The sequence below is a fragment of the Calothrix sp. NIES-2098 genome, assembly GCF_963875125.1.
In the GTDB taxonomy this organism is placed as follows: Bacteria; Cyanobacteriota; Cyanobacteriia; order Cyanobacteriales; family Nostocaceae; genus Aulosira.
The window spans coordinates 6,609,395-6,622,654 of sequence record NZ_CAWNKJ010000001.1 but is presented as its reverse complement, the minus strand read 5'-3'; the positions used below and the strand labels follow the sequence as shown (position 1 = coordinate 6,622,654).

Below are 13,260 nucleotides of genomic sequence, written 5' to 3'. Positions count from 1 at the left end.
AGCTGAGAAAATATATTGACTTTTAATACATTTCTTAAGGTAAATATCAAATTTCTTCTTAACAGAAATAATGTAAAGTTTTTTATTAAATAAAGTACTAATAGCGTGACTTAAGCTAAAGTGAATATAGGAAATTTATTTGCTAAGTGAGATAGTTTAAAAGATGGCAACTACAAGAGCAATTAATAGATTTCCGAAAAGATTTACTAAAAGATATAGAAAGATACAACACGTATATAAATATGTGTTGTAACAAAAAGGAGGATGTTATGAGTATCAGCAAAAGAATTGCTATTTCTTTATTTGCCGCTACTACCAGCTTGTTGAGTTTAGTTCCAGTTGCTATGGCTGGTGAAGGTGGTGCCGCTGCCGCTGTATCCTTCTCCAGCACACCGTGGGGAGGTGTAACAGGAGGCGCAGCTGCTGCCGCAGTAGGTAAACAAGATGCTGCCGCTGCCGCAACTAATAGACAAGGTAATTTCTTCGAGCCTACAACTAACACAGCTTCTGCATTAGGAAGTGCTGGCACTGTCAGGTTGTCTACCGAACCAACTGGGCAAGTTTCGATGCGAGGACATCGCGATCCCACCCTATTTATTCCACAAGTAAATCATTTGAACAATGACGGTGTTTATGGCGATGTTTTGCGTCCTTAATCATTAGTTGTTCGGTATTGGTGCTAATTTATTATATTTATCAGGTTGCATAATAAACTGTGTCAATGTTTAATCAAAATGACCAAGTCGATATCTCTAAAGCCTATTAAGTAGGCGGAAAAAATAAATGTAGTGTCACTATAGCTAATCACCCGGTTTCTACCCTAAGAACAGCAGCTTAGAGAAATAAGAGAAACCGGGTTTCTTTGTAAGATAATTCGTTTTGAATTAAATACTTTTGTATAAAGCTGACATTATTATTTTGTTATTTGTTAAGGCTAATGATACGAGAGACGTGCTTGATTACGTCTCTAAATTATCTGTATGTGCCAAAAAATTAGAGAACAAAGCCACCAAATTGGAAGATTTGGTGTCTCTTAGTTAGGATAGTTTTAATTCCCCGATTGATATAACTTTTTGCTCCTTGGCATCTGCAATCGGACTTTTTCAATGTATAAAAGGATTATTAGGCTCTCCCAAACGTAACCAAACTTGGAAGACGTTATCTTTAACACTCGACTCTTGTCCAGAGGAATCAGCACCTAAGTTGTATTCATTGTTAGCCCACATGAATGCTAGTGTGGGGCTATTGTATTTATTGCCTAATTTGAATTGGGCGCTAGCACCGTACCACGAGCGAGCAGAACTTTTATTTATGGGAGTGTAGTAAGCCGACAATTGCAAATTATCCCCCAACTTAGCAGCGATATCGGCTACAAGAGTATCTTTGACAGAATTAGGCAATATATCTCCAAAATAATTAACTAAACCTACAGAAAAATCTCCTATGTTAGCTCGTGCGCCTACTGTTAACGAACTACCAGATAAATCCATGACATTGTTACCAATACGCTTTGGTTGATCGAGTGCATAATTTAATCCAGTAGAGAGGAATATATTAGCATTTTGACTGAGGGTAATTTTTTTGGAAACGCTCCCTATGACTTGAGTATAGTAGTCATAGTCGGGGTTGAGATAGGCAATTCCTCCTAAGGTATAATTCCAACCGCTAGAAGTATTTTTGGTAAAATCTGCACCAAGATAAGCTTTTATTTCTTGGGCACCAATTACACCTGCATAATATCTAAAAACATCGTCTCCTTTTGTAGTATTACCAGTAAAGCTAAGATGAGGAAAATAACTGGTTTTTTCTGTGAATTTGCTAGTTCTTAAAGTATTCACATCTTGAAGAAACATTTTGAGATAAATTTGGCTGTAGAAATCTTGTAGGTTAGCAGTGGAGAAACTTTGGTTATTGAATAGAGATAAAAAATTTACATTCGATTCATAACCTCCCTCTGCACCTGCATCAACTAGAATTCGCTGCGGCCCAGTAACTTCATAATAAGTGTCCTCAGATAAAGTACGTTTGGTAATTGGCGAAAGACCAATCCAGATACTATTAAAATGGGCACTGGGCAATTTTTGTGGGTCTTTAATATCTGGTGATGTACTTTTTGCTTCTCCAATACCAGCATGATAAATAGTTAAACTGTTGGCTGGTAGGCGTGCATTATTAGCGGCAAAAAATAAATTGTAGTTCACATTTTTATTAGGGGGATTTGTCCCGCCTACAATTTGAGGATTGGCATCTGGTAAGATTAAATTCCCTAGTTGAATAGCAGAATTGAGCAATCTATTTTCATCATTTGCGATTAATCCAAAACCGCGCACTGTTCTACCAATAACAGCTTCGCGATCGTTAGCTCTCACAACTTGTCTGACTGTAGAATAGATTCCCACAGGCGTGTTTTCAATTTGTTCTTTTCTAGTTACCGATGTGGTATCGCTAGATGACACAGTACCAACCTTCGGGAAATATAAATCTACGCCTATATCTTGCCCATTGGTTCCTGTTTGAAAACCAGGCTGTTTCATAGCATCTAGCGATGCTGTTTCTACCACATCTCCAAAATTAGAAGTTTGCATAATGCGCATTGGCATTAGTGTTTGAGGGTCGATAGAATTTTTATCGGTGATAATTCCTGGAGTATATGTACATTGTCGATCGGGATTAGATAAACAGTTAGCTGTGAGACTTAATTGTATTTCCGTACCCATGATAGTCTCAGCAGCTTTTTTAGCAATTGTAACTTCCCGCTTTCTTCTCACTGTTTGTAGTTGTAAATAACTGCTTTTTTGTTCGACAGTAAAAATGTTATTTTTGGTCAAACTTGCTTCAATTTGGCTGTTGAGTTTGATAATACCGTTGACATCAAACGTTTGATTTTGCTGATTGCTGAAACTGCTCCCTCCAGCAAATTCCCATTCTGTTAAGTGACTGATGGGTAAGCCATTCAGCATCATTGTAGTTGTAAATGCTGGGACTTTTTCTTTAGCAATTACTTGAGGTGGAATAATGTATTTTGAATCTGCTGGTGTAGATGCTGGTGGCTGATTTTCTACTGGTTTTTGCAGTAATTCAATAAGTTTGGGTAAGTTTTGTGCGGGCGTAGATATTGGGGCTGTTTGCTGTTGTTTTTGAATTTGTTCTAATTTATTAGGCTGACACAATTCAGAATTAGTAATTATTGGTTCTAATTCATCTTCTTGAGTAAATTCAGGTGTGCCTAATTGGGGTGGAATGCAACGATGAGAATTACTCACCTGTGTTTCCAAATTTTCTCCTTTTAGTTGCTGTGCAGAATTAGATATTTCTGCTTGAGGGTTACTTTCAAATTCGGGTGAATCGCTTGAAGATTCTGGCTCGGAAATTGGAGATGGAAGATTGCTAGAACTTTCTAAATAATCTGGAAGATGATTTACAACTGATTCTGGCTTGTTCGCAGTTTCTAGATTGCTTAATTCCGCAGCTAATACTTTTTCGCCGCATAATTGTTTAGGCAGAACAGATGCAGTAATTACCAACAATATTAAGCGCGATTTATTTGTAGTTGTATTCATAATGATGAAGTGAAATCATATTATTTCTTGCGACACAGAGTTATTACACAAACAATTCACGATTGTGCAAGTTTGTGCATCATTAATGGTAAATACACTCTGAGCGTTGCCGCCTGAATTATTCAGTCTGCAAATTTCGATAAAATCAATGCTTAATCTTCGGAAAAAAACTACTCTGCGAGTGTCTACATCTGTCACTTTTTCTGTAAACAGCCGCTAGTTTTTCCTTGATACAATTTCCCAAATTTTAGTTGTTCGCCTATTATCGGCTTTTAATAGTGAAAAGCGAATAAGTCAGTCGGGCAAAAATAAATGTAAAAGTTCAGCTATCTTATGGGGTCAGGTAATTAGCAATGACCAGTTCAGCAGCAGCCCCATCTCTTACTATGCATCTACAATTATTACTTCAGTGAAATCTCTAAAACTTCCGGAAGATATGGGAATCAATAGGCACAAAATAGCTAAAAAAATTTGATGGATACAGTATCAAATTCACAACACTGTAGAGACTGTACTATACGGTCTCTACAGGAAGTATTCTCAGAATCAGTAAACTGCTGTAAACCTTTCGTAGGTTTTACGGACAATCTCATTGATGTCACCCAATCAGGTGAAGGCATACAACTTTACTAAAAGTTAATATCAAGAATGGTAAAGCAAACACTAATACCAAAAGTCCTCAGGTAGTTTTTACTGTTCTATCGAGATTGAGTCTAAATTTTCAAACCCCAAGTTGTTGCACTCTTCCTCTAACAGACAGATATTCCCTGAAAGTAATATTGATAGGCTGCTATCATGAATACGCACGTAGAAATCCCCTTGATTGGTAAAAAAGTAAAGTATCCATTGCGTTGGCTAATAGGGCTAATGACAGCGGGTGTTTTGGTTGTGGGTACAACTACTACCTACAATTTGGTGAATCGGGGGACTGGTAAACAAGACATTACTCAATTAACTGTTCCTGTAGAAACGCAAAATGTCACTCTGCGAATTACTGCTAGCGGTAAAGTAGTACCTGTTCAGAGCGTGAATATCAGTCCCAAAAATCCAGGGGTGTTGGGGCAATTATATGTCGAACAAGGCGATCGCGTGCAACAAGGGCAAATTATCGCCAGGATGGATGTTGGCGAAATTGAAGCTCAAATCCTACAATACAAAGCGAATATAGCCCAAGCCCAAGCCCAACTCGATCAAGCCCGTGCAGGGAATCGCCCTCAGGAAATTACTCAAGCTAAAGCGCGTTTAGCACAAGCAGAGGCTCAGTTAGCCGCAGCGCGTGCGGGTAATCGCGCTCAAGAAATTGAACAAGCGCAAGCGCAAGTAGAATCGGCAAAAGCCCAGGTTAACTTAACGCAAGCACGGGTAACTAGGTATAGAGAATTGACACGACAAGGTGCAACTTCTCAAGACCAGCTGGATCAATATATAAGTGAAGACAGACGCGCACAAGCTAGTTTACAAGAAGCGCAAAAACGGCTGTCTCTGTTGCAAAGTGGTACTCGTACTGAAGAAATCGAGGCGAAGGAAGCAGCTGTTACAGAAGCACGCGCCGCATTAGTGCTGTTAGAAAATGGTAGCCGTCCTGAAGAAATTGCTCAACGTCAAGCAGCGGTGAAAGCTGCGCAAGCTCAATTAAAAGCGGCTGAAGTAAGACTTGCAGATACAGTAATTCGCGCTCCTTTTACTGGGATTGTCACCCAGAAGTATGCAAACATCGGTGCGTTTGTGACGCCAACAACTTCTGCTTCTAGTAGTGCATCGGCTACTTCTAGTTCAATTGTCGCTGTCGCACGAGGTTTAGAAGTGCTAGCGCAAGTCCCAGAAGCCGATATTGGCAGAATTAAACCAGGACAACAGGTAGAAATTGTCGCGGATGCTTATCCCGACCAAGTATTTAAAGGTCGGGTGCGCCTGATTGCACCCGAAGCAGTGGTTGAACAAGGTGTAACATCCTTTCAGGTGCGGGTTGCACTAGATACTGGTACGGATAAACTACGTTCTGGCTTAAATGTTGATTTGACTTTCTTAGGCGATCGCGTCAGTGATGCTTTAGTATTACCCACAGTCGCCATTGTCACCGAAAAAGGTCAAACTGGCGTACTCATCCCCGACGCCAATAATAAACCCGTGTTTCACCAAGTAACTGTTGGGGCGCAAATCCAAGACCAAACGCAGATTTTAGAAGGAGTGAAAGCAGGCGATCGCATCTTTGTAAACCCACCGAAGGATTACAAGATTGAGAAAGCGAAGGAGCAGAGTCAGAAATAGGGGACAAGGGAGTGTGGGGAGTGTAGGGAGAAATAACAAATGCCCAATGCCCAATGCTCCATGCCCATTAACAAATGACAAATGACAGGATATGAACTTTTTAGAAAGCATTCAAATGGCGGGGAAAACCCTGCTGGCAAATAAGTTACGTAGTGCCCTGACCATGTTGGGTATCGTTATTGGTAATGCTTCAGTAATTGCCATGATTGGGATTGGTGAAGGTGGGCAGAGGTATGTTTCTCAACAATTAGAATCATTAGGGCCAAATATATTATTTGTATTGCCAGGTAATCGAGAAACTGAGCGTATTTCTAGAGATGTGCCTAAAACTCTGATTTTAGAGGATGCACAAGCGATCGCAACTCAAGTACCAACGGTAGCAAATGTGACTGCTGAGTTAAATAGCCGTCAGGTGGTGACTTACCGCAATCGCAACACCGATGTTAATATCATCGGTACAACTCCCAGCTTCTTGACAGTACGAGATTTTGACGCTGAAAAAGGACGATTTTTTACAGATATAGATATGAAGCGCAGTAACCAAGTTGCTGTGTTAGGTGCAGATTTAGCAGAAAGGCTATTTGGTAGCGTTAATCCTGTAGGACAACAATTAAGAATTAAAAATACCAGCTTTCAAGTCATTGGCGTTCTCACAGCCAAAGGTTCAAACTTAGGTGTGAATTACGACGATGCAGCATTAGTACCAATTATTACCGCAGCTAACCGCCTAATTGGACGAACTTCTCCCTATGGTTTAGAGGTGACATATATTGTCGCCTCTGCGAAGAATGCTGATAGCGTTGATGCAGCCGAGTTTCAAATTACCAACTTGCTGCGACAACGCCACAAAATTAATGGCGAAGATGACTTTACAATTCGTTCTCAGAAAGATGCATTGCAAACAGTCGGGCAAATTACAGGCGCATTAACAATTATGCTAGCGGCGATCGCTGGGATATCTTTGTTTGTCGGTGGCATTGGTATCATGAATATCATGCTAGTTTCCGTCACCGAACGCACCCAAGAAATCGGACTTAGAAAAGCGATCGGGGCAACTCAGCAAGATATTTTGCTACAGTTCATAGTTGAAGCCGTGATAGTCTCTGCAATTGGCGGCTTTGTCGGTACGGCGGTTGGTGTTGGTGGTATTTTCTTAGTTGCAGCCTTAACTCCCTTAGAAGCCGGAATTTCACCTGTTGCAATTACAATGGCTGTTGGTATTTCTGGCGGGATTGGCTTATTCTTCGGTGTTGTTCCTGCACGTCGTGCAGCCAAACTCGACCCAATTGTAGCGTTGAGAAGCGCTTAAGTTGGTTGGTGTAATTAAAGATAACTGGTGAGGGTTGTCATTTGTCATTTGTCAGAGTTTTAAGCGATCGCTTACTACCCTTACCAAATATATCCCCGAATTTTTTGAAAAGTTGGGGATTTGATTTTATTGATTTTATTGTGACCAAAATTACAACATTAATAAGAAAAGCTGTAACATTAAGGCTTAATATTAAAACTTTTCTTATACAAGTAACAATATTAAGCCTTAAGGTTAGAACATTAAGCCTTTAGCTTACAACATTAAGGCTTAAGGTTATAATATGAAGTCTTAAGGTTACAACATTAAGCCTTTAGCATGTAACATCAAGGCTTAAGGTTGGAACATGAAGCCTTCAGCTTACAACATTAAGGCTTAATGTCATAACATTGATGACCAATGTGTTAGGCCGCAATAGTAAAACACCATACTTCCTAATAGCAGTTGAAAAAATGATTGCGACCTAAGGATTCACGAAAATCCAAAATCCAAAACGGTACAAACTAACCTTGTGCTTGTACAGCAGTCAGCATGAAATTTAGCCTTTGATCGAACTCTAGCTGTTTGATCTGTGCTGTAAATTGGTCTGTTTCAGCAGGAAGTTTATATTCAGTAGGAACTGGGATGATAGTTCCATTCTCTATCCCTTGTGCCAGCAACAACCAAACCTCTAGTTTCGCATTGGGACTTAGCGCTTTGTAAGCACGGTTAATCTCACTACTACCACCCCGAAGTAGGTCGCGTTGCGCTTGCAGTTGTTCTTGTTGAGACAAGTTCTGGATGTGATCGAACACGGCTTTACCAGGAACTTCCACACTGTTAGGAGGTGATGGGTTTAGCTGATCTTTAATATCCAGATAACCGTACCAAAGTATAGCCAGTTGAGTATCTACATCAAATCGTCGAAAAGTTTCTAAAGCTGGTTTAGTGCGTTCGTCAACTGTGTAGGTCATAAAAACTCCAAATTAAGCGAGTTTTTCTTAGTTTTGCGGTTCCTAAGAAAAATTTCTTGCAGTTACTCCACATAACTTAACGAATGATTCTAGAGGCATAATCCTACGAAAGATAGAAACAATACTTATTCTGTCAGACAGATGTAGATAGCCTCTACAGAGTACAACTAATACCCATTGATTAAAAGAATGCGCATATGGGTAAGAAGATGACTACAAATAATTGATGTGCCGCAAATATTATTTCAACTCATAGTAGAAATAGCAAAAAAACAAGAGCGATCGCTCTTGTTTTAGTACATTCTAAATATTAGATATTGACTTTAAGAACGTATATTAGGACTTAAAACTTCTAGCTAACATATTCAACAGAATTTTTCTTGGTACTACCCTTGCTAATATAGTTCTAATTTGAGTTTTTACATCGCCAATCACAATGGCTGGCTGCCAATTATCCAAAGCTTTTAAAGACTGTTCTACCACTTCTTCACTAGTAAACATTTGCTCTGTATTCCCTGCTAAAGTCGGAGGAAAATTAGCTTCAGCAAAAAAGTTAGTTTCTATAGGGCCTGGACAAGTAACGAGAACGCGAATACCATAGGGACGATTTTCTGCCCATAGAGCCTGACTAAAACTTACAATAAAAGCTTTACTGGCGGCATAAACAGAAAGATATGGCATTGGTTGAAATGCGGTTATAGAAGACACATTAATAATGCTTCCCGATTGACGTTGCCGCATTAATGGCAGAAATTTATGAGTTAAATCGACTAAAGCCAAAATATTTAATTGCACTATTTTGACTTGCTTTTCCCCATCAGAGCTAGCAAAATCACCGTAATCGCCAAAACCTGCATTATTGATTAATAAGTCAATCGTTAATCCTTGTGCTTGAGTAGCATCAAAGATAGCTTGAGCAGCACGAGGTTCTGTCAAGTCTTTAACTATAACTTCTACTTTAATATTGTAATTTTTTTGTAGTTCTTTAGTTAGTTGATGTAATTTTTCTTGTGAACGCGCAACTAAAACAAGATTAGTATTCCGTGCTGCTAGTTGTTGGGCAAAGGCTTTACCAATACCGCTAGAGGCTCCTGTAATTAAAGCAGTTGACATCCTAGGTTTTTTGATAAAAATTAAATCAATTTATAGATCCTAACAATAGTTATTACTACTTTTCACTATCTAGAGTTGTATGCCAAAAAGATCAAAACTGAACTCAACAACATGGTAGTTTTTCCACGCCAAGCGGGAATACTAGAATCATAAGTTACATCTTGTGTCTATGTATCGGTTAAATAAAAGAGCCTGGAAAATTTTGTCTGCTGAAGTTCAAAGATGCAGTGGTAACGATCGCGTCAGCGAAATTGAACAAGAAATAGTCATTAAGCGCTTAGAAGAACTGCGCCTGGAAAAAGGTTCTCCGGCTAAGTTAGATGAATTGCGAGATAGCGTCATCGATATCTATCCTCAATTTAGCGAGAAGGTACTCAAACAAGCGGCAAAAGCTAATCAACCGCTTAGTCTTTTTAGCACTATAAAATGGGCATCTATACTTTTGGGCAGTTCCGCAGGGATGCTGTGGGTAATAAATTTGCCTTACCCAATGATTCGCTGGCCTGTTGCTAAAACTGTTCCCATCTTGTTATTGCCTAGCTATATAAATATGGATTATCACTATCGTGAGGCAATTAAAAACCTTGAACAAGCAGACCAGTTAATTAATCAAGCCACCAGTCCCTATGATATTGAGCAAGGTTCTCAAAAAGCTAAAGAAGCACAAAAAAATCTGGATAATCTGCCAGTTTGGTTTTTAGGATACTATCCTCAAGCTTACTGTAATTTTTTTGGTTGCACTTGGAAGTTTACCGTAGATGAGTTTGAAGCAGCTAGGCAACGGGTGGCGCGAATAGATGCGATCGCTTTTCAAGATCGAAATGCTTTTACACCCCTAGCGCAAGGAGAAATGGCGCTCAAGCTAGCACGCCAGCAATACGAACAAGCTACTACTATTAAAGATAAAGAATTAGCGATCGCATCTTGGCAAGCAGCCATCGATCAACTAGAAGAAATTCCCGAAGCCACCTTTGCTGGAGAGACTGCAAAAACTAAACTCAAAGCTTACAAACGCGATATTGATAACGCGCGTATCGGTACATTCATTGCTGCTGCACAAGAATTTGATTTAGAAGCTGAAAAAATCCAACCAACAGAACCCAAAGCTGCAACAGAATTATGGGAACAAGCAATTAAGCGCCTTAACCAAATCCCAACAGAGAATCCTCGCTATTTAGAAGCACAAAGATTGCTAGCTGGTTATCAAGCCAAACTCAAAACAGTAGCCGATCCTCGTAGCGGTACATATATTGAAGCAGCAAAAGAATTTGCTCTAGCAGCAGCTAAAGCATCACAAAATCCACCTCATCCTGTAGTGAAGTGGGAGCAAATTGAAAAATTGTGGCAAAAATCAATCGATCAATTAGAAAATATTCGCGTGGAAGAACCCGGCTATGTAGCAGCGCAAAAGTTACTTGCAGAGTATCAAACGAACTTAGGTATTATCGAAACTCGCCGCAAAGACGAAGGTGAAGCACAAGCATCGCTCCAAGAAGCTAATGAGCAAATCCAAAGTTTGATAGCCTCTCCACCCACCGAGCCGCAGCAGCTAAAAGGTAAAATTCAAGGCGTTATCAATCGGTTGAAAACTATCAAAGCGGGAACAACTGCTTATGCAGAAGCGCAAACATTGCTAGCATCTGCTGAGAAAAGGCTTCAACAGAAACAATAAGCCTTTGCACGTCTAAATACTTGCTTATCTTAAATGGGTATGCTATATTTGCTAATCGTGGGTTAAGGACGTATAGCTCAGTTGGTTAGAGCGCTACGTTGACATCGTAGAGGTCACTGGTTCGAATCCAGTTACGTCCATTTTTTTAGAATGACAAATAATCTGTTAATTATCGCTTTTCAAATTTTTGAAATTGGGATGATAGTGTAGGCGATCGCAGTAAACTTCTAGCCACGCCCGCCAACTACCACCCTACAATCGCACCGTCCTGTCCTCGCTATCCTTAAGCTGACTTGACTTGAGCAGTTTATGATAGGACGAAATTAATTTGTTGAAGCGATAAATAATCTGTTATTTGTAATCTGTTAACCCATAAAAAGACATAATTAGAAGGTAATTAAACTATTTATGTCCAAATTTTTTACACCTTTATCAAAGATGGGTTTGCAACTATATCTATCTAAGTAGAGATGAAGAAACCGACACTCTAGCCACTTACTCTTAACATCTCTTACCTAAGATGCTTAGGAAATACATCAACTTCTTTGATTCTTATAAATTCAAGACATAAATATCTTTCTAATACTTTTTTTGTGTCTATAAAATAGGTTCTAATTGCTTGAATAATCAAATTAATAAGGTTAGTCTAAGGATGTATGGAAGCTAGAGAAATAAATTCTAGTTTCTATTCAGAACTATTGACTCATCTAGAATCTTATCTAGAAGTAAGGAGGCAAAAATGTCTGATAAGAAACGGGAAATCAAACTCAATGATTTGAACGAGAAGCGCCCTGCTGGTTCCGAATTCCTCAAAAAGGATGAAGGCTATCTCGACAATTTGAGTGAAGATGAACTCAATGCTCGAGGTGGAGCAGATGATATTTCAATCTCTGCTGGAGACTATGTCTCGTCCGGTACATATACCAGTACAGGCCCAGGTAGCGATGTGAGTATCGGGGATCTCGACTAGCTAGTACCTTTTTACATAGCCACTGCTAGCTTAATTGCATTGGCTATATCAACCGATTAAATTTTTCAGGGTGTCCATTGATTGAGAAAACTGAATTACTGTAGCTCATCCAGTTTGATTTTGAGCGATAAGGGTTGAAGGCATATCTTCTTAGGTATGTCTCAACCCTGCGTTCCTAATTAACTTTGTTCAGCGAATTGTGAAAACATAGTATTCATGTCATTTTTGCTAAGTTCACAAAATGTTTTTGAGTATATAGAACGACATAATATTTATACTCAATTAGGAGAATATCCAGGGCAGATAGAACATAAAGCTGCTCGAAACTTTAACCTATTGTTGAGTTTGCCTGATAATCGCACGATAATTATAAAACAAGAATGTTATAGACCTGATGGCAAAACAACAGGTGGATTTCTTAACGAATGGCGGATACAAGAATTTTTACAACAATTTCCATCATTGAATCACCTTCATCCATTCGTTCCAGAGGTAATTCATTTTAATGAGGAAGACTCAATTATTATTTTTAATTACCTCAAAGACCATTGCGATCTGATTGATTTTTATACAAAAAACAATTTTTTTCCGCCTGCGATCGCATCTACTATTGGTAGCACCATAGCAGCATTTCATCAAGCGACTCTCAATCATGAGGAATATCGTGATTTCTTTTCTCAGGGACGTGAAGATGCACCCCTAAACGGCGGTATTCCTTACATTATTCGCAAATTCGATCGCATTAATCCTGAAGTTTTTGGTCAGGTGCCTGGGGATGGTTTGAAATTCTTTGCTCTATATCAGCGTTACGATAGTTTGAGAAATGCGATCGCACAATTAACAGACACAATCGCGCCATATTGTTTAACGCACAATGACCTCAAGTTGAACAATATCTTGCTGCACAATAATTGGCAGCAAATTCTGGAAGAACAATCTTCTGAACCCAGTGTAGTTCGTGTAATTGACTGGGAGCGTTGTAGTTGGGGCGATCCAGCTTTTGATATTGGGATGCTTGTCGGCAGTTATTTGCTTCTTTGGTTAAAGAGCTTAGTGGTGAGTAAATCCATTGATATTGAAGACTCTTTACGCATGGCGGTTACACCACTGGAAAACTTACAGCCGTCAATCGCTGGCTTGGTGAGTACCTATTTCGCCAATTTTCCAGAAATCCTGGAGTATTGTCCTGGGTTTTTGCAGAGAGTGATGCAGTTTTCTGGTTTGGCTTTAATTCTACACATTCAAGCAACGCTTCAGCACCGCAAAACCTTTGGAAATACAGGAATTTGCATCCTTCAGGTGGCGCAAGGTTTACTTTGCAGTCCAGAACAATTTATGTCGGCAGTGTTTGGGACTGCTGCATCTGAAATTACGGGCTTGCAGCCTGCTCTTGCTTAAGTGTTTTTTGGGGAAGA

General features: G+C 39.4%; 9 protein-coding genes and 1 tRNA gene. 7 read left to right on the top strand and 3 right to left on the bottom strand.

Features of this window, described 5'->3' with window-relative positions; translation table 11 throughout:
• The first annotated feature begins 269 nt into the window (after positions 1-269).
• Complete coding sequence (locus tag AACU33_RS27705; protein WP_096592828.1) at positions 270-656, top strand: hypothetical protein; 387 nt, start codon at positions 270-272, stop codon at positions 654-656.
• Between the two features lie 447 nt (positions 657-1,103).
• On the opposite strand, the gene AACU33_RS27700 is transcribed toward AACU33_RS27705, so the two are convergent.
• Positions 1,104-3,560, bottom strand: a complete 2,457-nt coding sequence (locus AACU33_RS27700) for a hypothetical protein (protein ID WP_096592825.1) — start codon at positions 3,558-3,560, stop codon at positions 1,104-1,106.
• Positions 3,561-4,355: 795 nt separating this feature from the next.
• Here AACU33_RS27700 and AACU33_RS27695 point away from each other — a divergent pair.
• Both AACU33_RS27695 and AACU33_RS27690 read left to right on the top strand, forming a co-directional pair.
• Positions 4,356-5,828, top strand: coding sequence for an efflux RND transporter periplasmic adaptor subunit (locus AACU33_RS27695; protein WP_096592822.1), 1,473 nt, complete (start codon positions 4,356-4,358; stop codon positions 5,826-5,828).
• A gap of 91 nt (positions 5,829-5,919) precedes the next feature.
• Positions 5,920-7,137 (top strand): ABC transporter permease, encoded by a 1,218-nt coding sequence (locus AACU33_RS27690; protein WP_096592820.1) that lies wholly within the window; start codon positions 5,920-5,922, stop codon positions 7,135-7,137.
• 503 nt (positions 7,138-7,640) lie between these two features.
• Here the strand turns inward: AACU33_RS27690 and AACU33_RS27685 are convergent.
• Positions 7,641-8,090, bottom strand: coding sequence for an orange carotenoid protein N-terminal domain-containing protein (locus tag AACU33_RS27685; protein ID WP_096592817.1), 450 nt, complete (start codon positions 8,088-8,090; stop codon positions 7,641-7,643).
• A gap of 336 nt (positions 8,091-8,426) precedes the next feature.
• Positions 8,427-9,203, bottom strand: a complete 777-nt coding sequence (locus tag AACU33_RS27680) for an SDR family NAD(P)-dependent oxidoreductase (protein WP_096592815.1) — start codon at positions 9,201-9,203, stop codon at positions 8,427-8,429.
• A gap of 169 nt (positions 9,204-9,372) precedes the next feature.
• Here AACU33_RS27680 and AACU33_RS27675 point away from each other — a divergent pair, with 169 nt between their 5' ends.
• The 4 genes from AACU33_RS27675 to AACU33_RS27660 all read left to right on the top strand — a co-directional run bounded on the left by AACU33_RS27675 (position 9,373) and on the right by AACU33_RS27660 (position 13,243).
• Positions 9,373-10,875, top strand: a complete 1,503-nt coding sequence (locus AACU33_RS27675) for a hypothetical protein (RefSeq protein WP_096592812.1) — start codon at positions 9,373-9,375, stop codon at positions 10,873-10,875.
• A gap of 66 nt (positions 10,876-10,941) precedes the next feature.
• Positions 10,942-11,015, top strand: a tRNA-Val gene (locus tag AACU33_RS27670).
• A 599-nt stretch (positions 11,016-11,614) separates the two neighbouring features.
• Positions 11,615-11,845 carry a hypothetical protein gene (locus AACU33_RS27665; protein WP_096592809.1) on the top strand — a complete coding sequence of 77 codons (231 nt, stop codon included), beginning with the start codon at positions 11,615-11,617 and terminating at the stop codon, positions 11,843-11,845.
• Between the two features lie 216 nt (positions 11,846-12,061).
• On the top strand, positions 12,062-13,243 hold the full coding sequence (locus AACU33_RS27660; protein ID WP_096592807.1) for an aminoglycoside phosphotransferase family protein: 1,182 nt from the start codon (positions 12,062-12,064) through the stop codon (positions 13,241-13,243).
• Positions 13,244-13,260: the final 17 nt, after the last annotated feature.